Raw genomic sequence first — 24,024 nt, 5'->3', positions numbered from 1 at the left:
TTTGAGCATGGGCAAAACAAATGTGTCTCAAAAAGCATTTTATTGTTTCAAACAAAATAATGTGTATGAAACGCTGGCTCAAAATTTCACTTAAAATTCTTTCCGTTTTAGTTATCCTGGTGATTTTAACCTGGCTTGCAGGTGCATTTTACATTAGCAGAAATAAGAAGGAAGTACTCACCACCATACTTGCCCAGCTCAACAAAAACCTGAACGGGGAAATCACGGCTACCAGTATGGAGCCCACATTATTGAAAAGCTTTCCCGGTGTGTCTGTCTCCCTGAATGGCGTGCTGCTTCGCGACAGTCTCTGGTCTACCCACAAACATGATTTATTAAAAGCCCAGGATATTGATGTATCACTTAATGTACTGTCACTCATCGTCGGAAACATTAACATCAACCAGATCGCAATTAATAATGCCAATATATACATTTATACCGATTCTACCGGCTATAGCAATACGAGTATCTTTAAAAGCAACAAAAAGGAACCAGCAGCCGATAAGTCTCCTTCCAAAAATTCTGCGCTTGCCATCAAAAAGATAGACTTCAATAAAGTAAGCCTGATTCTCGACAATCAGAAAAGATTTAAGTTGTTTAACTTCAATATCGATCAGATTCAGAGCAGGATGCAGTATCCGGATAGTGGGTGGACAGGTAAAATTAAACTCAAAACACATGTCAACAGTTTTGCCTTTAATACCAGAAAGGGTAGCTTTCTGAAAGATAAATCTCTTGAAGGTACTTTATCGGCACATTACAGCCGTGAGCAGGACGCCGTAATCCTGAATCCTGAAATACTGAATATTGGCAATCACCCTTTCAAAATCGGGGCTAAAATTGATTTAGGCAAATCTGCTTTCGCCATCAGCATTGCCGTTGATGACATTTTATTTAAAGATGTAGCCATGCTACTTTCGCCGAATATATCGTCTAAATTATTAAAATTCGGAATTGAGAAACCCATCAATATTCGAGGGAATATTGTAGATGATGGTTCAGGAAAATACGGAGATCCATTAATCAAAGTAGGTATTAAAGTTAGGGACAATATCATTTCTATTCCTGCAGGTAAACTTACAGCAGCCAACTTCGATGGATCTTTTACCAATCAGGATACCAGTGGTGGCATTATTGGAGATGAAAATTCGGCTATTAAATTTCACAGGCTTACGGCTAAATATTTTAATGCACCGCTGAAAATCGACAGTTTTACGGTCACCAACCTTGCCCAACCGATAGCAACCGGTCTGGTGACTTCACAGTTTCCGCTGACTAACCTTAATAATTCACTGGGCACCCAGGACTTCGAATTTAAGCAAGGTACTGCAGATTTAAGGTTATATTGCAAGGCTGATATCGACAATTTCCGTTTTACCAAACCCGTGGTTTCGGGCAGTATTAAAATTGCAGATGCTGATATTTTATATGTACCAAGGAAATTGCGCCTGGTGAAAAGTGCACTGAATATGAATTTTAATCAGAATGACCTTTCTATTCAGAACGGGCATTTTCAGCTTGGAAAAAGCGAGCTGAATGTAAGTTGCTTTATTGCCAATTTTGCCAACCTTTATTATACTGCCCCTGATAAAATTCAGGTAAACCTGAAGATGCATAGTCCGCAACTTTACCTGAATGAGTTTTTACCTTTTCTGGGGCCGAGAAGTACAGCCAAAAAATCTTCCTCGTCCGGAAATTCAATGAAAGCGGCTTCCAAAGAACTGAGCAATGTACTGGAGGTATCAAAAATGAATATCAACCTCACTGTGGGCAAGGCTATCTATGATAAATTCCTGGCAAAAAACCTGGTTGCAGACATTTCACTCCGTGGCAAGGGCATTTATTTTGATAAGATCAGTGTGGCACATGCCAATGGAACGCTGGCACTGACGGGCAGTATTCTACAGGAGCCGGCTTCAAATGCCTTTAAGATCAACTCTAAAATCAGCCATGTGAGTGTTAAGGATTTCTTTTATGCATTCGACAATTTCGGCCAGAACAGCATAACCAATAAAAACCTGAAAGGTTACCTTTCTTCACTGGTGAATATTTCAGGTCGCATATCACATTCAGGCAAAATCCTGCCCCGTTCAATTGGTGGTAAAGTGGTTTTCAACCTCAACAATGCTGCACTGGTAAACTTCGAGCCGATGGTTAAGGTTGGAAAATTTGCTTTTGCCAATCGAAATATGTCGAATGTTGAAATTAAGAACCTGGATGGGACATTAACCATTAAGGGTGATAAGGTAGAAATCAGCCCGATGCAGGTGAATTCCAGTGTACTGAACTTCAATGTTAAAGGTACTTATGCGCTCGGGAATGGTACGGATGTGGCAATGGATATCCCCCTGAGAAATCCTAAAGGAGATGAAAACCTAACGAATCAGGAACGCAGAGCTGCACGAATGAAAGGAATTGTGCTTCACCTGAAAGCGGTTGACGATGATAAAGGCGGAATAAAAATCAGGTGGAATAAGGACCATGATTAAGAGATTTTAAAAATCCAGCGGGCCAAGCCTGTTCATATTTCTTAAAATCAGATACTGGCGGTGCCTGATATATGGTGTTGCATTTTTCGGCGTCCATCTCCGGGGATTTGGAAAGCATGAAGCAATTAAGGCCGCTTGTCGTTTAGTTAATTTGGTGCATGATTTACCATAGTATTCCTGAGCAGCCGCTTCGGCGCCATATATGCCGTCGCCCATTTCGATTACATTCAGGTAAATTTCCAGGATGCGTTCTTTGCTCCAGAAAATTTCGATAAGCAGTGTAAAATAAGCCTCAAAGCCTTTTCTAATCCACGATCTGCCCGGCCACAAAAACACATTCTTAGCCGTTTGCTGTGAAATGGTGCTTCCTCCTTTTACTTTTTTACCCTTCGCATTACTGGCAAAAGCCTTTTCAATGGCCTTCATATCGAAGCCAATATGTTTTAAAAAGAGCTGATCTTCGGCAGAAACCGCAGCTCTTTTAATATTATCAGACATATTTTCGAAGTCTACCCACTTTTTCTCTGTTTTAAAAGGCTTTCCGTCGGCCTTACGCTCTATGTTCCTCAATACCATTAAAAGCGTAATGGGTGGATTAATGAAGCGGTAAGCAATTACCCAGATCACCGAAACCATTAAGAAATAAAGAAATACCTTAGTTACAATATTGGTAATTTTTTTAAGTAAGGGATTTTTTGCTTTTGAGTGGGTTGAACGGGATTTAGCCATGAGGCAAAGGTAAGAAAATCTTAAAACCTCTGTATAATGTAATCATCGGTTGAAAGCAATTATGATTATTATGAATTGAGCTAAACATATTTGCATTATAATCGTTAATTCAAAAACAGAAATATCATGAGTATTAAAGTTGCCCTGGTAACAGGAGGAAGTAAAGGAATAGGATATGGTGTTGCGGAAGCGCTTTTAAAAGCAGGCTATAAAGTAGCCATCACCTCAAGAACTATTGATAGCGCAAATGAAGCCGCTAAAACACTAGTTAATAATGGCGATATCCTAGCCATTGAAGCAGATGTTAAAAATTTTCAGTCGCAACAGAGCGCAGTAAACCTGATCATCGAAAAATGGGGACAATTGGATGTGCTCATAGCCAATGCAGGTGTGGGCGCCTTTGCCCCTATAGATGAAATGGACGTCGATTTGTGGCACGACATCATTGATACCAATTTAACAGGGGTATTTTATAGCATCAAAGCCTCGGTAGAAGAAATCAAAAAGAGTAAAGGCAGTATCTTTACGATTTCAAGTTTAGCCGGCACTAATTTCTTCGCCGGCGGATCGGCCTATAATGCGAGTAAATTCGGTTTAACAGGTTTTACCCAGGCGGTAATGCTCGATTTAAGAAAATATGGTGTAAAGGTAAGTACCATTATGCCGGGTTCTGTAACCAGCCATTTCAATGCACACAACCCGGATGCTGAAAACGATGCCTGGAAAATACAACCGGAAGATATGGGTAAGCTTATTGTAGACCTCCTGGCAATGCCGGCGCGTACTTTGCCAAGTAAGGTAGAAATCAGACCCACTACGCCTAAGGGATAGTGGAGAACGGAGATGTGAGAATCGGCTATTTAAAAAAAAGTCTCCTGATAAACATCAGAAGACTTTTTTTATTCCTTAATGGGATTGCTTATTCAGCGATTACTTCGAAAGGAACCTGAACTTTCACTTCTTTGTGTAAGTTTAAGTTAGCAACATACTCGCCAACAAATTTTGGTTCAGTTTCGAAAGTAATACGACGACGATCTACATCAAAACCTTGCGCTTTTAATGCTTCAGCGATCTGGATAGTGTTAACTGCTCCAAAGATTTTTCCGCTTTCGCCAGCTTTAGCACCGATAGAAAGTTTAACGCTAGTTAAACGCTCTGCTATACCTTCAGCATCTTTCTTAATTTTATCTTGTTTAAATGCAGCTTGCTTTAAGTTTTCAGCTAAAACTTTTTTAGCAGAAGAAGTAGCCAAAGCAGCAAATCCTTGAGGGATTAAATAGTTACGGCCATAACCTGGCTTTACTGTAACTAAATCATCTTTCTCGCCAAGGCCTTTAATATCTTGTTTTAAAATAATTTCCATATCTCTGAGCCTCCTATTTTAATTGATCTGCAACGAATGGTAACAAACCGATGTGACGAGCACGTTTAACAGCCTGAGCCACTTTACGTTGGAATTTCAACGAAGTACCAGTTAAACGGCGTGGTAATAATTTACCTTGATCGTTGATGAATTTCAACAAGAAGTTTGCATCCTTGTAATCGATGTATTTAATACCGTTTTTCTTGAAACGGCAATATTTTTTACGGTTATCCTCTACTTTAGGGGCAGTTACGTATTGAATTTGTTCTCTTGCCATTACGCTGCAACCTCCTTAGTTTTTTTGTTAAAAGCACCACTACGCTTTTTCTCATTGTAAGCAACAGCGTGTTTGTCTAAACGGATAGTTAAGAAACGTAACACACGCTCATCGCGTTTTAATTCAAGCTCTAATTTTGCGATCAAATCTCCTGAAGATTTATATTCAGTTAAGTTGAAGAATCCGTTTGATTTTTTCTCAATCGGATACGCTAATTTTCTCAAACCCCAATTATCTTCCTGGATAATTTCGGCACCGTTATCAGTAAGAACTGCTTTGAATTTAGCTAATGCCTCTTTCGCTGCCTCTTCTGATAACAATGGGGTTAGAACGATAACAGTTTCGTACTGATTCATTGTTATAAATTATGTTTTTAATTTTTTAATCCCGAGGTATATTACGGGGTTGCAAAAGTAACAATATATTTCTTTAAATCAAAGTGTTGAATACAAATAAAAGCCAATGCCCGCATAATCTATGAATGCAGGCATTGGCTTTATCTTACAGATGATCCGTATTTTATTAATATCCCGGGTTCTGGGTAAGTTTGTTGTTCAACTGAATTTCCCGGTTAGGAATAGGATACAATGCAAGTGTGCTTACAATATTCCCAATCTGACCATTTATTGGCGGGTAATTAGTTTTATGAGCCGTCATGGTAGGCACCATTATTCCCCATCTGATCAGATCAAACCAGCGTTCCCCTTCAAAACAAAGTTCTATCCTGCGCTCATGGTAGATAGTTGTTCTGGCATCTGCCTGCGATAAGCCTGATTTCGGTGCAAGATTTGATCTTGTTCGTACCAGATTCAATTGTGTAAGCGCCTCTGTTGTCTTATTATTCTCATTTAAAACCTCAGCATACAACAACACAACATCTGCATAACGTAAAACAGGCCAATCATTATCCCCTTCGCTATTTGCACCAACGCTTTGATAAATAAACTTTTTAGCGTAATAATATACCAGCGTACCTGAAGAAAACACGCCGATGGCGGTATTTAGACGATTATCTCCCGATTCAAAAGAATTATAAAGATCAGGTGTACCGATATTATTACTGTTTCCGGTAACAGCGGTAATGGTGGTTCCGGATGGCTGAGGCACAAAGTTCCTGGCGAAGGTATTGCCTTCACCAAATCCCCCGCCAAGGTACTGCACCGAGAAAATAATGTCTCTGTTATTGTCTTTTCCAAGTCCGAAAACCTGATCGTATGGCAATAATGTACCGGCAGTAGCTACTACACCGGCCAATATTGGTTCGGCCTGTGTGAATTTTTTCTCAAACATATATACCTTGCCCAGCAATGCATTTGCAGCAATACTGGTTGCCCGGCCAATATCAGTACCGGTATAACTTGCCGGCAATACTGCTGCAGCTTCAGTTAAATCTTTTTCAATTTGCGCGTAAACCGCTTCTGCAGTAACCCTGTTATAGGAATAGGCCTGCGATTCGGATGTGATTTCGTTTAATACCAAAGGAACCCCGCCAAACATCCTCACTAAATTAAAATACATTAAAGCACGCAGAAACTTTGCCTGACCGATATAACTATTGCGGTTAGCAGCAGTCATGGTTGGAGTGTTTACATGATCCAGCACGATATTCGCATAGGCAATAGTAGCATAAAACCTCGTCCACGCATTTTGCAGATTGGTAGATCTCGATGTCCAGGTGAGCTTATCCTGCTCCCCGTAAAGCACTTCACTCTCTCCATAGGTCTGCGTATTATCGGATGGAATTTCACCGAAACCATACTGCTCATTATAAATTGGACGAAGGCTGCTATAGGCGCCGGTTAAAGCCGATTTGATATCAACTTCGGTATTGTAAAATGTGCTTACCGGAATAATGCCCTTTGGGGTAAGCTCTACGAATGATTTTTTGCAGGATGTGATTACCACACTTAAAAGGAGCATGGAGATACTGCATATGGTTAGTTTATTGAGTTTCATATTTTTTTGTATTAAAGCCATTAAAATCCAAAATTGATACCCACAATAATGGTACGTGCAGTTGGGTAGGTACCCTGATCTACTCCCGGTGTGGTAGGATCGCTTCCCATTACGTTGGCTTCAGGATTGTAGCCGGAGTATTTGGTAATCAGGAAAGGATTTTGTGCAGTCACATAAAATCTGGCAGACTTTATCGAAAGTTTACGCAAAGCATTTTCTGATAAACGGTAACCTAAAGTAATGTTTCTTACCCTTAAATATGAACCGTTTTCAATACTCAGACTGGATAATGCCGGCCCTGGAAGTGAGGCTGTTGAAACAGGACTTGGATAAAGCACATCCCTGTCTGGAAAAGCGGGATCGAAATAATTATTAAAATATTTGCTTAACGAATTTTGATTGTGGTTACCGGTTAATGTCTGACGGTTATTCCCGTTAATGATGTTCACACCCTGAACCCCCTGAACCAAAATACTCAGGTCGAAGTTTTTATACTGGAAACTGTTGGTTAAACCATATGAAAAATCAGGCAGTCCGTGCCCAAGCGCCGTTACATCATTTGCATCGATTTTGCCATCACCATTCTGATCTTTGATAATCACATCCCCTACACTGTTTCCGGAAGTAGCTTTTGGATATTTTGCCAGATCTGCAGCATTTTTAAATATACCGATGATCTCGTAACCATACATGATACCCAATGGCTGACCAACCTGCACCTGGTATACATTATTCCAGCCGTTGATAGCCTGTACTGCAGGCAATGCATTCGGACCACCAAGATCTAAAACTTTTGTCTTGTAGGTAGAGAAATTGGCGTTTGCCTGCCACGTTACCTCTCCGAGTTTAAAATTGGTATTTGCAGAAACATCAAAACCCTTATTTTGCAGTTTACCCAGATTAGACTGGAAAGATGAGGTATAGCCTACCGCCAATGGCAATGCTTTATTCAACAACATCCCGTTTGAATTACGCACAAAGTAATCGAAAGTGAGCACGATTTTGTTTTGCAATAAACCTATATCGGTACCAATACTGGTTTGATCGTTCTTCTCCCAGGTAAGATCAGGATTAGCAAAGCCTGTTTGCTGCGTACCAAAAACCCGGTTACTGCCCGAAGCATAGTTACGGTTGAGGGAAATGGAGTTTACATAAGTAAAACTTCCGATATTGGCATTACCCGTACGGCCATACCCCCCTCTCAATTTAAATTCGTTGATACCGATCTTCGCTAAACGCTCTTTTAAAAATGGTTCTTCTGCTAAGCGCCATCCCATTGAGAAGGAGGGAAACAGAGCAAACTTGTTATTTGAACCAAAGCGCGATGAACCATCCTGACGGACTGCTGCAGTGAAAAGGTATTTTTTATTATAATCATAAGTTAACCTGCCTGCATACGATACAAAAGTATTGGCATCAAAAAGTTCAGTACCCACTGTGTTTGGTGAAGCCAAAGGACTTTGAACAGAAGTGGTGGTGAATGTTCCGGGAAGGCCGGCAGTATAATTGATCTGCGATTCGTATTTCTGTGCAGAGAATAAGCCCAACAGGTTTAAATGATGCTTGCCGATTTGTTTATCGTAAGTTGCGGTATTTTCCCACACCCAGTCGAAGCTGTTGCGAACGTTATCAGAAGCAAAAATACCTGCCAGCTGAGGATTGGAAGCAGACGCAGTTGGCGCAGAACTATACGCCATTGTGCCGGGGATATAACCGTGCACCTGCTCATTTTCAAGCGTAGCACCGATATAGGTTTTTACTTTCAGATCGCGGATTGGTGTGTATTCCAGAAATGCATTACTCAAGGTACGGAAAGCCCTCGAGCGATTGATAGACTGGCTTAAAATACCAACCGGATTGTAAAAGTTTGAGGCCGAGAAAACTGATGTAGACGACAGGTTGTAATTTAGTTCACGGTCGTAAGGCTGCGCTATATCTCCATTGGCACGATAAACCGGTACAATGGGCTGAAAAGTCAAAGCCTGATTTAAAGGACTTGGCAAGTTCAGATTGGCAACCAGCCCTGGAACACCGATGATAAAATCGGAAGGGTTTGCACCTGCACCACTAGCCTGACCTGAAGAGGGCTGCCTGTATTGCTCTGCATACGATGGCGAAATGGAAAAACCGAATTTTACATTCTTTACGATATCAGCATCCAGGTTCAGGCGCGTATTATAACGGGTATATTCCGTCCCAATCAATACACCCTTTTGCTTGAATAATCCTGCAGATGCACTGAAACGAACTTTCTCACTACCGCCTGCTGCATTAAATTCAAAACTTCTGATGGGTGCTGTTCTGAAGATCTCTTTCTGCCAGTCTACATCCGGCAGGTTGGAGATATCGCCATCTAAAATAGTTGGATAAGGCAGGTTTTTAATCCGGCTAAGCGCCTTTACCTGCTGCACATATTGATCTTTCTTTAAAACATCTATAAAACGGGTTACTTCCTGAATACCGGTATAGGCCGAAACGGAAAATACCGTTTTACCAGATTTACCTCTCTTAGTGGTAACCAAAACTACCCCATTAGCGGCTCTTGATCCATAGATAGCAGCCGATGCCGCATCTTTCAGTACTTCTAAAGATTCTATATCACTGGGATTAATCAGGTTAAAGTTTGAAGCAGTTTCCAAAGGATAGCCATCGACAACATACAAAGGGTCGTTTGATGAACTCAATGAACTCACCCCCCTTACCCTGATGGTTGGTGCGGCTCCTGGCTTGGCTCCCTGATCAGACTGAACCTGTACGCCTGCTGCCAGGCCCGCTAAGGCCTCGCCCGGAGTACTCACCGGCTGATTGCCAATGTTTTTTCCTTCCACTTTTGTGATGGAAGAAGTTACTGTTGAGCGCGACTGTGAGCCATAACCCACTACAACCACATCACCAAGCGATTGTGGCGTTTCAGATAAGGAAACATTTATCACCGTTTTTCCGGATATCGAAACCTCCTGGGTAACATAGCCAATGGAAGAAAACACCAGTGTGCCGGTTCCCGCAGGGGCTTTAATCACATAGGCTCCATTAGCATCTGTTGTTGTGCCTACCTTGGTACCTTTATACACAACACTCACTCCTGGCATTGTGCCACCTTTCACATCGCTAACAGTTCCACTAATGCTGACCTGCTGAGGTGCCTGCACTTCTATCTTATTTTTTTTCTTAATTACAATTGTTGCATCATCCCCGAACAGGAGTTCTACCGGTTGTCCAGCGAAACAGGCATCGAGCACCTTTTGTAATTGTACATCCCTGACTTTTAAAGTAACCGGACTGGCAGTATTCATCACAGCAGCATCACAGATGAAGTTGTAGCCGGTTTGTTTGGTTAGCTGATTAAGTACTTCCCTTACAGGCGCATTTCTAACATCCAGCGTTACCTTCTGGCCAAAGCTCGATGCGCGTACCTGAAAAAAGAACACCATCGTCAGCATGATCGTAAGTCTCATAATTAATAGGATTTTTTGCCTATAGGAAGGCTGATCCCCACACTTAAGTGCAGTAAAATTTTTATACATTTGGTTAGGATTTTTAGTTATTATTTGGAAAAAATGATTGCTTTATTCCTTTAGCATTTTGCTATTAATGCCGGAGGTGGTCGTAACACTTCCGGTTTTTGGATTTAATTATAGTTGCGTATTTATTTTGCGATAACGGTTACCCTCCTTTCTTTAACCGAAAAATCAACTTTATCCAGCATTTCGATATTTTTAAGCAAACTTTTAAGCCCTTTTGAACGGGAATAATTCCCCTCAATATTGATATGATCCATGTTGCCTTTATAATCTACCTCAACATCATACCACCTGGAAATCTTTTTCATTACTGATGTGATGTTCTCATTGCTAAAAACAAACAGCTCATTTTTCCAGGCCATCACCTCATCAATATCTGCCTGTTTCACCATTAACCGGTCATCCAGATTGTTGACTACCATTTCACCGGGCTTTATCAATGCACTTTTATTTTTAGTATTTACTTTAACGGAGCCCTCCAGAAGAGTAGTTGTAATATTCTGATCGTCTTCGAAAGCACTGATATTAAAATGCGTACCCAGAACTTCAACTTGTTGCCTGCCGTTCACATCAATAATAAAGGGCTTCTTTTTATCTTTTGCTACTTCAAAATACCCTTCTCCACTTAGCAAAACCTTGCGGGTATTTCCTGAAAAAACCGTAGGGAAACTGAGTGATGAGCTGGAGTTTAACCACACTTTCGTTCCGTCGGAAAGGGTAATATTATACTTTCCAGCCCTTGGAATGGAAATCTTATTTAATGCAGCCAGGTTTTCGCCTGCTTTTTTATCTTTTGCGGTAAGTACAATACCATCTCCGGATTTTGATATGACACCACTTTGCTGGTCGTTCAATAAACCATTTTTATGCTCATCCAGATGAATACTTTTTCCATCAGCTAAAGTGAGCACTGCATTTGCCGAGCCCGGGGCGATGTCTGCAGGAATAGGTTCGGTCTTTTTAACATTCACCTGCTGATGCTGTATTTCCGCTGGCTTGTAGAAAGAATGGATGAATATGAAAACGAGGATTGAAGCCGCGATGGAAGCGGCAATTCTAAAGGTAATAGAACGAAACCAGATGCGTCTGGGTACTTGTGGCGCTATATCATGGTGAATACGAGCCAGCAACAATAGCCGCAACTGCTCTTTACCAGGGCCGTCAAAATCATGATTTAAACCATTTTCTGACTGGTACGACAAAAGCAAGGAAATTTCCTCGGGACTGCATTTGCCTGCAAAGTATTGCTCACAAAGTGAAAGGTACTGTTCTTCGGACATGACGACTCAATGAAAGTTTAAATTTGGCTATTACTTATATAGATACCGAAACTACAGAGCACACACATAGAAAAGATAAAAAAAATGAAATTAATTAGAAAAGGTACTCCGAATAGCTCAAAAAGAGATTTCCTATTGTGAATTTTAAACATTAGTTTTATTGTATCATTCCATGACAATGACCAAACTTACAGACCTGGAACTATTCGACAAAATTGTTCTTGATGACATGAGCGCTTTTAACGAGCTGTTTAACCGTCATTGGGCGAAGGTGTATGGTGTGGCCATCAGGTATGTAAAAGATGAGGAACTGGCACTGGAAATTGCCCACGACATTTTCGTGAATATCTGGAATAAAAGGAGTCAGCTCAATATTGATGCTTTCCAGAATTATGTAGTCACTTCAGCAAGTTACCATGGCATCAGAAAAAGCAAAGCCTTAAAAGCAATGCCCATCACCTATGTGGAAGATTATATAGAATCCGAACAGAACGTGTTAAAATTGCAACCCTATAGCAGCGTAAACCTGGGGGAACAAAAGATTGCCGAAGAAGAGTTTAACTCTGCAATCGCATCATCACTGGAATCACTTCCAAATCGCTGCAGGGAAATTTACCTCATGAGCAGACATGAAAATTTAAGCATTGCTGAAATTGCACTTAAGCTTGAAATTTCAAAAAGAACAGTAGAAAATCAATTAACAGCTGCATTAAAACATTTGAGAACGGCCATGAAACTTTCAGGCATACTGATTATTTTATTCGGAAGATCTTTCTAATTGGCAAGCATAGTCATTCACAGTTAAGCTCCCTAATCCATAAAAGGCCATAAAACAAAAAAGGAGATGCCTCAACAGCATCTCCCTTTGTTTAGTTTATTGTTAAAAATTAGCGAGTTTCGATTGTTTTCACATAGGTCTGATTGTCATACTTCACAACAAATGTTAAAGCATTACCGTCAGCACGGCTGATGTTGAATTTTTTAGTCAGTTTAGCTTTGTTTTTGAAAACCTGAGTATAAAGCTCGTCATTACTTTCGTTTAGTACCTGCACTTCAACCTCACCAGCTTTAGGTTGATCAAAGTTTAAAGTAATCACATCGTCATCACCTTTAGTGATTACGGGTTTGTAAAGTTCAGTAATTTTCGGAGCTGAAAATAAAGCCTGATTGTTTGCGATGGTGATATCGTATTGCGCTAGTCTTGAACCCGACTCCACTTTCATGGTATAATTTCCGTCAGGCAAAGCATTCAGGTCATATGTTTTAGTTGAGCTTGCTTTAGCAAATAATTTCTGCTCAAATAACACTTCGTTATTTTCACCTAAAATTGACATATTGAAATCATTAGCCTCATTAATTTGAAAACTAATAGTTTTTTCTTTCTCGCTTTTAGATTTTAAAGAAAAATCTCCATCATTTGCCTGAGCAATTGATGATGTTAACGAGATTGCTGCGATTATTGCGAATTTGAATACGTTTTTCATAATAAAATAGTTTAAAGCGTGTACAATTATTTTATGATGCTAAATTATGACAGTTTTTAAAGGCAAAAAGATTCAATATTGATCAATATATATGCTATTTTACCCTAACAACCCTCCATTTGTCATAACCATATCAATTCAGCATATTTACAATAGAATTTTGTTTAAAATTATGAAAACATTAAGACCTGGTTTCGAAGTGGTAGAACCCTCATTTGGAAGTTCATTTACTTATTCTAAATATGTTCAGAACGAAAATAATAAGGCGCACCTCTGGCATTACCATCCCGAAATAGAAATGGTATTTGTGAATGGTGGATCTGGAAAGAGACAAATCGGGAGCCACGTATCTTATTATACTGATGGTGATTTAATTCTCATTGGCAGCAACATCCCACATTGTGGATTTACGGATACTAATACGGGGAATAAAACAGAGGTTGTGGTTCAAATGAAACCTGACTTTTTGGGTACCGAATTTTTAAAACTCAGAGAGACCCGTGGTATTGCCAGCTTGTTTGAAAAAGCGAAGGATGGTATTGCCTTCGGCAGAGACACCATGAAGCTTGTTGGGCCAACGCTCGAAAAAATGCATAATGCATGGCCTCTTGAAAGGCTTCTGGCTTTACTGGGTGTATTAAGGGAATTAGAGCAGGCTTCAGACTATAAAATTTTAAATGCACTGAATTATTCGCTCGAGATGCAGGTGCAGGATAACGACCGCATTAATATGATATTCAATTATGTGAAAGACCATTTTCAGGAGCAAATCAGCCTTGATGAGATCGCAGAAATGTCGAGTATGACGGTGCCCGCATTCTGCAGGTATTTTAAAAAGATTACCAAAAAAACATTTACGCGTTTTGTTAACGAATATCGTGTAGTACACGCCTCTAAGCTACTGGCCGAAAAGCACATTAGCATTACAGCTATTTCGTTTGAAAGCGGATTCAACAATTTCAGCCACTTTAATAAAATCTTTCACGAGTTTACTGGGAAAAGCGCATCGGAATACCGGAATGAGCTGAAGTCGGTGATAAAGTAGCGGAGAATAACCAGCAAGTATTAAGTATCAGGAAGCAAGTATCCCAACTTTTCAACATTCCAATTTTTCAATCCCGCAACACTTAAATTTTTCCTATTTTCGTGCCGATGGAAAATTTTATTGTTTCTGCCCGTAAATATCGTCCGGCTACGTTTGAAACCGTAGTGGGACAACAACATATTACAGGTACATTAAAAAACGCCATCAAAAACAACCAGCTAGCGCAGGCGTTTTTATTCTGCGGTCCACGTGGAGTAGGTAAAACCACCTGTGCACGGATCCTGGCCAAAACCATTAACTGTACTAATCCTACAGCTGAGATGGAGGCCTGCGGACAGTGCGACAATTGTCAGTCTTTCCAAAACGGACATTCCTTTAATGTGCACGAATTAGATGCGGCTTCAAATAACTCCGTTGATGACATCCGCAGTTTAATTGAGCAGGTTAGAATACCCCCACAAGCCGGTAAATACAAAATCTATATCATAGATGAGGTTCACATGCTTTCACAAAGTGCGTTCAATGCCTTTTTGAAAACCCTGGAAGAACCACCATCCTATGCCATCTTTATCCTGGCTACAACAGAAAAGCATAAAATCCTGCCGACCATTTTATCACGGTGTCAGATTTTTGATTTCAACCGCATACAGGTAGAAGATATTGCCGGACATCTTTCTAAAATAGCAGAACGTGAAAATATTGCTTTTGAAGCAGACGGACTACACATCATTGCCCAAAAAGCGGATGGCGGTTTACGTGATGCCCTTTCCATGTTCGATCAGATTGCCAGTTACGCCAATAAAAACATTACTTATAAAGCGGTAATTGATAACCTGAATATTTTAGATTATGATTATTTCTTTAAGCTTACCGGGCATTTAACTGCTGCTGAGGTGAGCCAGACATTGTTGTTATTCGATGAAATTCTGAATAACGGTTTTGACGGTAATAATTTTATCAATGGTTTAGCTACTCACTTCCGTAATCTACTGGTGGGTAAGGATGCTGCAACCATCAAACTGTTGGAAGTTAGCGATAATATCAGACAAAAATACCTCGATCAATGCAGGCAAACTGAACTTTCGTTTTTGTTAACCGCATTGAATCTGGCAAATAACTGCGACCTGAACTATAAGAACTCCAAGAATCAGCGCTTACAGGTTGAACTCGCATTAATTAAGATGTGCCATATACGATCAGTCGTACAACTTGCACAACAGCCTTTAAGCTCTATCCACACAGCAACTGATCAAGATCAGGATAAAAAAAAAACTGATGTCGTAACCGGTACAGCACAAAGCCCACAAGCAAAAGCTGAAAGTGAAAACCCTGTAATAAATATTCCAAAGCCACCAGTTTCCTCACCTCCGCCACCCCCAGAAAAAGCTCAGCAGTTACCCGCAGCACCGGTACCTTCTGCCACGTCTATTAGCATCAACATGCCAAAGAAGAATGTTGGCACCTTAATTCCTTCATTAAATGATTTGGAGCGTTTAGCGAGCGGCGAAGATGACGGTACGCCTAAAACCGTTACCGGAGAGGCAAGAACCCCTTTTACAAATGAGCGACTACAGGAAGTATGGAGCAATTATGTGCAGCAACTCAAAGCTGCTGATAAGATTAATCTTTTTACCATCCTGAATAATTTTCCACCTACACTCGTTTCTCCGGTTTTAATTGAGATATCGGTGGAAAGTAAAACCCAGGAACAGTTTGTGGTGCAGGAATCGGTAGAGCTAATGAATTATCTGCGTAATACCCTTCAGAACTTTGCAGTCGACATTACCTTTAAACAGGTGGAGCGCAAGATTGAAAACAGACTTTATGGCAACAGGGAAAAGTATGAATACCTGGTTAATAAAAACCCTAAGCTGGAAGATCTGCGCAGGCGTTTCAATTTAGACATCAATCCCTAACGGGATGCGTTTCCCGGAAAAGTAAATCCGGTTTTGTGAAATAAAAAAAGCAGGAAATGCTTCGTTGCATCATCCTGCTTTTCAATTTATGATTGTTTCGCCAGCTTAAGACCTTCCGGTTTTGATCAGCCAACTATTTTTGGGGTTCATCGTTAATCGGGTAGCCTTCCTCATCTAAATCATCACGATCGTCTTCAGGAGTACGGGCAAGGATTTCATCTTCTGGAGTTAGTTTTACACTCTCGCCATTATCTACATGCATACCCAGTTCTTCAAGGTTGTCTTCGGCTACTTCTTCATCTCTGGCGTACTCATCGCCTACATAAGGGTTAGCCTCGTCATAAGTAGAGTCGTCATCTTTTGCCCCTGCAGCTACCGTTTCATAACCCATCGGGTGATCGTAGTCTCTATCCGTGCCTTTTACATCAAGCTCATAACTTTGCTTGGTTTCATCATAAGCCAGATTCTCTTTATTGATTTCAGGGTTTTCTGTAGTACTATGTATTTTATCTTTCGATCCTTTATCTTCGTTAATTGCCATGGTATTGGTCTCCTATATATTTATACAGGTATAACAAAAGACGGCCAATATGGTTTTATAGGGTAGCTTGAAAATTCAGCGAGACGAGGCGGTAAGAAAATTAAAATCCTGTAAAAAAAGCCCAACCTAAATGAATTCGGTTGGGCTTTGAAAACTATTATTTACAGCTAAACTTACAAAGAAGCTAATGCTGAATTTAAGGTTTCACTCGGACGCATCGCTTTTCCAGCTAATTCGTCACTTGGATGGTAATAACCACCAATTTGTTGCGCTTTACCTTGAGAGGCTATTAACTCTCCAGTAATTTTAGTTTCATTTTCAGTCAGCACTTTTGCTAAAGGAGCAAATCTCGCTTGCAATTCAGCATCTTTAGTCTGTGCAGCTAATGCTTCAGCCCAATATAAAGCCAGATAGAAATGAGAACCGCGGTTATCAATAGTACCCAGTTTTCTGCCCGGCGATTTATCTGTAGCTAAGAATTTTGCATTGGCCTCGTCCAAAGCATCGGCTAACACCTGCGCTTTAGGGTTATTCTGAGTTTGTGATAAATGCTCTAATGAAGCTTGAAGTGCAAGGAACTCACCTAATGAATCCCAACGCAAATAACCTTCTTCTATAAATTGCTCAATATGTTTTGGAGCCGAACCACCTGCACCGGTTTCAAATAAACCGCCACCATTCATTAAAGGAACGATAGAAAGCATTTTCGCAGAAGTACCTAACTCTAAAATCGGGAACAAATCTGTTAAATAATCACGCAATACGTTACCTGTAACTGAAATAGTGTCTTCACCTTTACGAATACGCTCTAAAGTAAACTTAGTCGCATCAATAGGTGCAAGAATACGAAGATCTAAACCTGTGGTATCGTGATCTTTCAGGTAGTGATTTACTTTAGCGATGATTTCTCTGTCGTGCGCCCTGTTCTCATCTAACCAGAAAACAGCAGGTGTTTCAGATAAACGTGCCCTGTTAACGGCCAGTTTAACCCAATCCTGAATTGGAGCATCTTTAGTCTGGCACATACGGAAGATATCTCCTGTAGCGACTTTCTGATCAAAAAACACCTTACCGTCAGCATCAGTTACACGGATTACACCGTTAGCAGCAGCCTGGAAAGTTTTGTCATGTGATCCGTACTCTTCAGCTTTCTGAGCCATTAAACCAACGTTTGGAACCGTTCCGATTGTAGTCACATCGAAAGCACCATTCGCTTTGCAATCTTCAATGGTTGCAGTATATACTCCAGCATAAGAACGGTCTGGAATTAAAGCAATCGTATCCTCCAGCTTACCTTCTTTATTCCACATTTGTCCTGACGTACGGATCATGGCAGGCATCGATGCATCCACAATCACATCACTTGGAACATGCAGGTTGGTAATTCCTTTATCAGAATTTACCATGGCTAAAGCAGGTCCGTTTGCGATGGCTTCTGCTAATGCAGCCTCAACTTCAGCCTGCTGAGCATTTCCGGCGATCTTGGAATATACATCACCTAAACCATTTCTGGTATCGATATTTAGTGTTTTAAACAGCTCTGCGTATTTTGCAAATACATCTGCAAAGTAAACTTCAACAATGGCGCCGAAAATGATGGGGTCAGAAACCTTCATCATGGTAGCCTTTAAGTGTGCTGATAACAATATGCCGGCAGCTTTAGCTTCCTCAATTTCTTTGGCAACAAAAGTTTTCAATGCCGACAGGCTTAATGCTGAAGAATCAATCACTTCACCCGCTTTAAGTGGAGCAAGGCCTTTCAATTCAGTTACCATTCCATCTTCCCCGACAAATTCAATTTTAAACTGGGTAGCCGATTCTATAGTTGTTGATTTCTCAGAACCATAAAAATCACCCTCAGTCATGCTGGCTACTTTGGTTTTCGAATCTGCAGACCATTTACCCATTGAGTGTGGATTCTGTTTTGCATAGTTCTTAACCGCCTTTGGTGCCCTGCGGTCAGAGTTACCCTCACGTAAAACCGGGTTTACAGCAGAACCTAAAACTTTTGCATATTTAGCTTTAATGGCTTTTTCTTCTTCAGTTTGTGCATTATCAGGATAATTTGGGAGTGCATATCCCTGAGCCTGTAATTCTGTGATTGCACCAACCAACTGCGGAATAGATGCCGATATATTTGGTAATTTGATAATGTTTGCCTCTGGAGTAGTGGCTAGTGCACCAAGCTCTGCCAAAGCATCACCTATTTTCTGATCATCTTTTAAATACTCAGGAAAGTTTGCCAAAATTCTTCCTGCTAAAGAAATATCTCTCGTTTCTACATCAATACCAGCTGAAGCTGTGAAGGCTTGTACAATAGGTAAAAGGGAGTAGGTCGCCAACATGGGTGCCTCATCTGTTTTGGTGTAGATAATTTTTGATGTATTTGACATGTTTAATTGATTTTTACTGATTATAGTTTAATGAATAGGATTGAATCAACCCTTTTTTAAAATCGTCTAAAGATAAAAGAATCGTGTGAATTAAGGAACATTAACCTGTTATTTATGGAGTTTAAATGTCACATTTTAATCGATTGTATCCACTTTGATGTCTGCGTTTTTAGGATGTAACAGGTTTTATAATTCCTGGCGATTAACAAGCTATAAACGAATAAGTTTTAAATTTTATAAACATCAGTGCTGTATTTCCGTTTAGGTAAATAGAAATTTTATTCCGTGTCCGATCATAAAACCAACAAAACCATGAGTGAACAAAATATAGCACAACTGATAAACGAAAGTAAATTTAGCGAAGCATTTGACTTGCTTAGATCAGGTACAAAACTGCCTGAAAACCTACAGGAACACCACAAGTCACAAATTATTGATCAATTGTTCAGGGCAGCACAATACGATATTATTTTTCATCTGCTCCAAGACAAAACCATAGAAACTGATATATATGAACTGGAAAACTTTGACCGAAGTGTTTTTCAAAGTGTGATCAGACATCTGAAGTCTGACGAAGACGGAACTGCGTTTTTTAAGGATTTTATTTGCCGTTTCGATAATATCAATGATGAGGTGGCCACTCAAACCCTTCTGGGCTATTTCCTGGAAAAACTTGCACCATTAGCCTGGATTCAAATCCTCGCAGATGCAGGCTGTGACACGAATTTTAAAAATAATGCCGACGAAAACTTTATCCATCAGGTGGTAAAAAGCAATGAGCGGCGGTTCGAACTCAACGAAACGGAGTTTAATTCCCTCCGAGCATCGTATGTCAACTTCCTCATTGGACAGGGCCTTGACATTAACGAAGGCAATATTGTTGCCGAGACACCTTTGATCGCTGCCGTTAAATCCAATAAAAAAGAGCTGATCGATCACCTGCTTGAATCGGGTGCTGACCCTAACCATACTGATATACAAGGGAATTCAGCATTCTTTTATGCGGTTGCCCATTTGCAAAGTGATCAACTATATGATGCGCTCCGGGCACATGCAACACCAGATTTTAATCAGGTGAATAAAAACGGAGAATCTTTGCTTTTCGAATATGTGCGAATGATGCAGGGGGGCGAAGCGGGCATCAGCTTTTTGAAAAAACTACTCAATGATGGTGCCGACCTTTATCAGGTCAGTAGGTGGTATAATGCTGATAAAACCCCGCTTGATGTGATTGCAGAAAAAAGTGCGGGAGTACTGGAAGCTGTTCTGGAAACCGGCCAGATCGATATCAACCGTCAGGATGATCAGGGGAATACCCTATTGCACAAAGTTTCTGCATTCAATGTGAATTATGAACCAGATAGAGCGAAGGAGACTTACAGGAAAGTAAAAGTATTACTGGAGTATGGGGCAGATGCAGGTGTTACCAATGATCAGGATCAAACGGCACTGATGCTGGCTTCTGATGACAATTTAAAAATAAAAACTGTTGAATTGCTAATGAAACAATCTTAATTATGTCGATGTCATTTATCATTGCCTGCGAAAGTGGCAAAAGGAAAATTGCTGAATTATTATTGGCCAATGGAGAAGTAGAGGTAGGCTATACCGACGAGAAAGGGCGTACAGCGCTGCACTATGCGGCCCACAGAGGTTACCTGGATCTGGTGAAGTTATTGATTGAGGGAGGTGCTGATCTGGATGATGAAGATCATGCCGGAGAAACGCCGCTTTATTTTGCTTGCCTGCAAAAACAGAAGCAAACTGCACTTTATCTGCTGGAGAAAGGTGCGAAGCCTGCTATTAAAGACTTGAAAGGCAATAGTCTGCTGCACATCACCGCTCAAAGTGGTCAAATTGAAGTGCTGTCAGTTCTTCTGGAGGAAGGGCTGTCTCCCGATACCGAAAATAACGAGGCGGAAACGCCTTTGCTGATTGCCTCAGCCTGGCGAAATAAGGAGATTGTCACCAAACTGCTGGATGCAGGAGCCAGCATCAATTGCAGCAATAAAAATGGCGACTCACCCCTGCTCTTTGCTGTAAAATCAAAATTCATCCCAATGGTTGATCTGCTTATCTCGCACGGCGCTGACATTAATCATGTGAACCACAATGGTGTTTCAGCCTTATTACTAGCCTGCTACGATGCCAACCGAATGTTGATTAAAAGCCTTATGGAAAAGGGTGCGAATGTATTGCATTCCTCGAAAGAAGGCCTATCTCCGGTTTGGTACGCCTGTTCTCATAACCAGAAAGAAATTGTTGAGCTTTTTATTTCAGCCGGTGTTGACGTAAATTATGTAAAACCCCTTTCAGGTAACGACGATTCTATGTATTCATACCTCGAATGGGTAGAGAATTCCAACAATATTTCAGTAGATGCCGCATTTTCCCTGAACAGCAACTACAGCTATGGCGGGGAAAGTATGTTGCACGTGGCAGCGAAAAGTGGTCATCTGAGCATGCTCAAATTGTTAATTGAAAAAGGTGCGAATGTAAATATTCAGGATGAGAGCGGAAATACCCCGCTACACTATGCTGCCGCAAACGGAAAAAAAGATGCTGTAAAGTTCCTGCTTGAAAAGTCTGCAGATCCGGGTGTGATTAACGTTAAAGAACAAAAAGCTATCGATTACTCCAATATCAAAGGCTTTAATGAGATAACTGAATTGTTGTTAAAATTCAGTCCGGCCAACCAGCCATCGGAAAATACCGCAGCGCAAAGCCAAAAACCCCAGCCGGCAGGCGGGGATCTTTCTTCCAAAAAACAAGCTTTGCTCGACTTAAAAGAATTGTTAGATGCAGGCATCTTGTCGCAGGATGAGTTTAATTCTGAAAAAACAAAAATCCTGAATCATTAAACTGTCGGTGATAATACTTATTTTCGGGAAAGGGTACATTCAAAGCAGGTTATTTTCACCAGCCTGCTTTGATTGCAAGCCCCCGAAACGACCCCATTAAATTATCGCCATGAGTAAAAGCTTAACCCTCACCTTTCTAACCATTGCAGTGCTTTTGTACAGTTGCTCTTCTTCAAAACTATATGTAGATGAGGAAAAACGCTACGATGCCGGATCGCTAAGCGGGGCACAATTAGACTCTCTTCACAGCTACCTTAGGGAAAATAACAGGGTTAAACTCAAAGACACGGTCTTCATTAAATATGATTTCAACAATGATGCATGCTGGAATGATCTTAACGGACAAAACCCGGAGTTTATCAATAACGTACGCTGGGCTTTTCAGAAAAACATTATCGATAAGGGAGCTAAACGACCAATGGTATCCATTTATCAATATAAAGAACCAGGCAAAAACTTCAGTGATGTAAAGTCGTCGGGATTGGAAATTGAAACCGATGCTGGTTTTTTACGCAGGATGTTGTTTAGAGAAATCACCACCTGTGGCTCATCAGTAATTGTACTGCCCGACGGGAAGTATCTACTGGTTAAATCTGATCCTCAATTCTCGGCACTGCTATTGAGTGCAAAGGATGTGGATGCAAAGATTTTACACCACCTTGTAAAGACGCCGGAATAGCATATAAACGAACAACCTATCCGGGATTGCTCGTTTCTTTTGTTTCTTTCGCAGCAAACTTCTCAGCCATTCAGATGTTATGATTCAAATAATCAACCCATGATCAAAAACATCACAACATGAGAAAAATCTTTTATTTTAGCTTAAGTGTAGTAAGCTGTACCTTATTTGCCTGTCAATCATCAAACAAAACGGACAATCAAGGTGATTCCACTACCGTTGCAACAGAAAACACCACCTTAGAACTCCCCGCTCCGGATACCACCGCATCAAAAAATAAATTCAGCAAAGTAATTGGCTGGCCGGATGGCAAAACACCTGTCGCTCCTGAAGGTTTTGTTGTCACGAGATTTGCGTCCAATATCAAAAGCCCAAGGAATACATATATTGCTCCGAATGGTGATGTACTGGTGGCCTTATCGAACTCTGAACGCAGTACTACCGAATCGATTGCAAATGCAGTAACCGGAAAATCAAAATCAGAAGTTCCGGGTAAAAGTGCCAATACCATTCTTCTTTATCGCGATGCTGATAAAGATGGCAAAGCAGAAACGGTAAGCACGTTTTTAAACGGGTTGAACCAGCCTTTTGGCTTACTCATTATCGGCGATAAGTTTTATGTGGCTAATACTGACGGACTATGGGTATATCCTTATAAAACCGGGGATACTAAAATTACCAGTACCGGTAAAAAAATCCTGAGCCTGCCAGCTGGGGGTTACAACAACCATTGGACCAGAAACCTGATTGCCAATGCAGATAAAAGCAAAATTTATGTCACTGTAGGATCAGGAAGTAATGTTGGCGAAAATGGCATGGAGAACGAAAAGAGAAGGGCTAATATTCTGGAGGTCAATCCGGATGGAACAGGTGAGAAAATTTACGCCAGCGGACTTCGTAATCCGGTAGGGGTAGATTGGGCACCTACAACTAATATGCTATGGACAGCAGTAAATGAACGAGACGAACTAGGCGACGATTTGGTGCCAGATTACATCACCAGTGTAAAACAAGGCGCATTTTATGGGTGGCCATATTCTTACTATGGTCAGAATGAAGATCCAAGACTTAAAGGCAAAAACCCTGAATTAGTTAAAAAAGCCATTGCACCCGACGTTCCGGTTGGCGCACATACCGCATCTTTAGGTTTGGCATTTTACAAAGCCACGAAATTTCCTGCTAAATACCAGGGAGGAGCTTTTATCGGTCAACACGGTTCCTGGAACAGATCGGCAATATCGGGCTACAAAGTTGCATTTGTCCCATTCAAAGATGGTAAGCCAAGCGGAAAACTGGAAGACTTCCTGACCGGATTTATTGCTGATAGAGATAAAGCTGAAGTTTATGGTCGCCCGGTAGGTATCACCTTAACTCCCGACGGCGCATTACTTGTTGCTGATGATGTAAGTGGAGTGATCTGGAAAGTAGCAGCAAAATAACTCACCTCATCTACAGGTTGCTGAATTTAAACTTAATTTCGGCAACCC

At 40.8% G+C, this 24,024-nt stretch carries 19 protein-coding genes; 9 read left to right on the top strand and 10 right to left on the bottom strand.

Going from position 1 to position 24,024, the window contains the following annotated elements; translation table 11 throughout:
* Positions 1-65 precede the first annotated feature (65 nt).
* Complete coding sequence (locus R2Q80_RS01660) at positions 66-2,492, top strand: AsmA family protein (RefSeq protein ID WP_316797925.1); 2,427 nt, start codon at positions 66-68, stop codon at positions 2,490-2,492.
* A gap of 6 nt (positions 2,493-2,498) precedes the next feature.
* On the opposite strand, the gene mtgA is transcribed toward R2Q80_RS01660, so the two are convergent.
* Entirely contained in the window at positions 2,499-3,221 is a 723-nt protein-coding gene (mtgA, locus tag R2Q80_RS01655) for a monofunctional biosynthetic peptidoglycan transglycosylase (RefSeq protein WP_316797924.1), read from the bottom strand.
* 126 nt (positions 3,222-3,347) lie between these two features.
* Between mtgA and R2Q80_RS01650 the strand changes: the two genes are divergently transcribed.
* Positions 3,348-4,052, top strand: coding sequence for an SDR family oxidoreductase (locus R2Q80_RS01650; protein WP_316797923.1), 705 nt, complete (start codon positions 3,348-3,350; stop codon positions 4,050-4,052).
* A gap of 88 nt (positions 4,053-4,140) precedes the next feature.
* Here the strand turns inward: R2Q80_RS01650 and rplI are convergent, their stop codons facing one another.
* The 6 genes from rplI to R2Q80_RS01620 all read right to left on the bottom strand — a co-directional run bounded on the left by rplI (position 4,141) and on the right by R2Q80_RS01620 (position 11,618).
* The gene (gene rplI, locus R2Q80_RS01645) at positions 4,141-4,584 is read right to left on the bottom strand and encodes a 50S ribosomal protein L9 (protein WP_047798181.1); all 444 of its coding nucleotides are present in this window, start codon (positions 4,582-4,584) and stop codon (positions 4,141-4,143) included.
* A 13-nt stretch (positions 4,585-4,597) separates the two neighbouring features.
* The gene (gene rpsR / locus R2Q80_RS01640; RefSeq protein ID WP_010599582.1) at positions 4,598-4,861 is read right to left on the bottom strand and encodes a 30S ribosomal protein S18; all 264 of its coding nucleotides are present in this window, start codon (positions 4,859-4,861) and stop codon (positions 4,598-4,600) included.
* Positions 4,861-5,217, bottom strand: coding sequence for a 30S ribosomal protein S6 (gene rpsF / locus R2Q80_RS01635; protein WP_316797922.1), 357 nt, complete (start codon positions 5,215-5,217; stop codon positions 4,861-4,863). The genes rpsR and rpsF overlap by 1 nt, the downstream gene beginning before the upstream one ends.
* Before the next feature lie 166 nt (positions 5,218-5,383).
* Positions 5,384-6,817, bottom strand: coding sequence for a RagB/SusD family nutrient uptake outer membrane protein (locus R2Q80_RS01630; protein ID WP_316797921.1), 1,434 nt, complete (start codon positions 6,815-6,817; stop codon positions 5,384-5,386).
* Between the two features lie 20 nt (positions 6,818-6,837).
* Positions 6,838-10,110: a SusC/RagA family TonB-linked outer membrane protein gene (locus tag R2Q80_RS01625; protein WP_410478725.1), complete on the bottom strand. Its 3,273-nt coding sequence runs from the start codon at positions 10,108-10,110 to the stop codon at positions 6,838-6,840.
* 353 nt (positions 10,111-10,463) lie between these two features.
* A complete protein-coding gene (locus R2Q80_RS01620; protein ID WP_316797919.1) occupies positions 10,464-11,618 on the bottom strand; it encodes a FecR family protein in 1,155 nt (384 codons plus the stop codon).
* Between the two features lie 178 nt (positions 11,619-11,796).
* On the opposite strand from R2Q80_RS01620, the gene R2Q80_RS01615 reads away from it, so the two are divergent.
* Positions 11,797-12,396: a sigma-70 family RNA polymerase sigma factor gene (locus tag R2Q80_RS01615; RefSeq protein ID WP_316797918.1), complete on the top strand. Its 600-nt coding sequence runs from the start codon at positions 11,797-11,799 to the stop codon at positions 12,394-12,396.
* A gap of 109 nt (positions 12,397-12,505) precedes the next feature.
* Here R2Q80_RS01615 and R2Q80_RS01610 read toward each other — a convergent pair whose 3' ends face one another.
* Positions 12,506-13,102: a hypothetical protein gene (locus R2Q80_RS01610; protein WP_316797917.1), complete on the bottom strand. Its 597-nt coding sequence runs from the start codon at positions 13,100-13,102 to the stop codon at positions 12,506-12,508.
* A 172-nt stretch (positions 13,103-13,274) separates the two neighbouring features.
* On the opposite strand from R2Q80_RS01610, the gene R2Q80_RS01605 reads away from it, so the two are divergent.
* A complete protein-coding gene (locus R2Q80_RS01605; protein ID WP_316797916.1) occupies positions 13,275-14,147 on the top strand; it encodes an AraC family transcriptional regulator in 873 nt (290 codons plus the stop codon).
* 107 nt (positions 14,148-14,254) lie between these two features.
* The gene (locus R2Q80_RS01600) at positions 14,255-16,063 is read left to right on the top strand and encodes a DNA polymerase III subunit gamma/tau (protein WP_316797915.1); all 1,809 of its coding nucleotides are present in this window, start codon (positions 14,255-14,257) and stop codon (positions 16,061-16,063) included.
* 133 nt (positions 16,064-16,196) lie between these two features.
* Here the strand turns inward: R2Q80_RS01600 and R2Q80_RS01595 are convergent, their stop codons facing one another.
* Positions 16,197-16,604 (bottom strand): hypothetical protein, encoded by a 408-nt coding sequence (locus R2Q80_RS01595; RefSeq protein ID WP_316797914.1) that lies wholly within the window; start codon positions 16,602-16,604, stop codon positions 16,197-16,199.
* A 173-nt stretch (positions 16,605-16,777) separates the two neighbouring features.
* A complete protein-coding gene (locus R2Q80_RS01590) occupies positions 16,778-18,997 on the bottom strand; it encodes an NADP-dependent isocitrate dehydrogenase (RefSeq protein WP_316797913.1) in 2,220 nt (739 codons plus the stop codon).
* Between the two features lie 312 nt (positions 18,998-19,309).
* Here R2Q80_RS01590 and R2Q80_RS01585 point away from each other — a divergent pair, with 312 nt between their 5' ends.
* The 4 genes from R2Q80_RS01585 (at position 19,310) to R2Q80_RS01570 (ending at position 23,976) form a co-directional block, all read left to right on the top strand.
* On the top strand, positions 19,310-20,512 hold the full coding sequence (locus R2Q80_RS01585) for an ankyrin repeat domain-containing protein (protein WP_316797912.1): 1,203 nt from the start codon (positions 19,310-19,312) through the stop codon (positions 20,510-20,512).
* 8 nt (positions 20,513-20,520) lie between these two features.
* On the top strand, positions 20,521-21,858 hold the full coding sequence (locus R2Q80_RS01580) for an ankyrin repeat domain-containing protein (protein WP_316797911.1): 1,338 nt from the start codon (positions 20,521-20,523) through the stop codon (positions 21,856-21,858).
* Between the two features lie 109 nt (positions 21,859-21,967).
* Entirely contained in the window at positions 21,968-22,537 is a 570-nt protein-coding gene (locus tag R2Q80_RS01575; protein WP_316797910.1) for a hypothetical protein, read from the top strand.
* 119 nt (positions 22,538-22,656) lie between these two features.
* Positions 22,657-23,976, top strand: coding sequence for a sorbosone dehydrogenase family protein (locus tag R2Q80_RS01570; protein WP_316797909.1), 1,320 nt, complete (start codon positions 22,657-22,659; stop codon positions 23,974-23,976).
* Positions 23,977-24,024: the final 48 nt, after the last annotated feature.

The organism is Pedobacter frigidisoli, from assembly GCF_032678525.1.
GTDB classification, from domain to species: domain Bacteria; phylum Bacteroidota; class Bacteroidia; order Sphingobacteriales; family Sphingobacteriaceae; genus Pedobacter; species Pedobacter frigidisoli_A.
The sequence above is the reverse complement of the archived record's forward strand: the minus strand, read 5'-3'. Positions and strand labels throughout refer to the sequence as shown.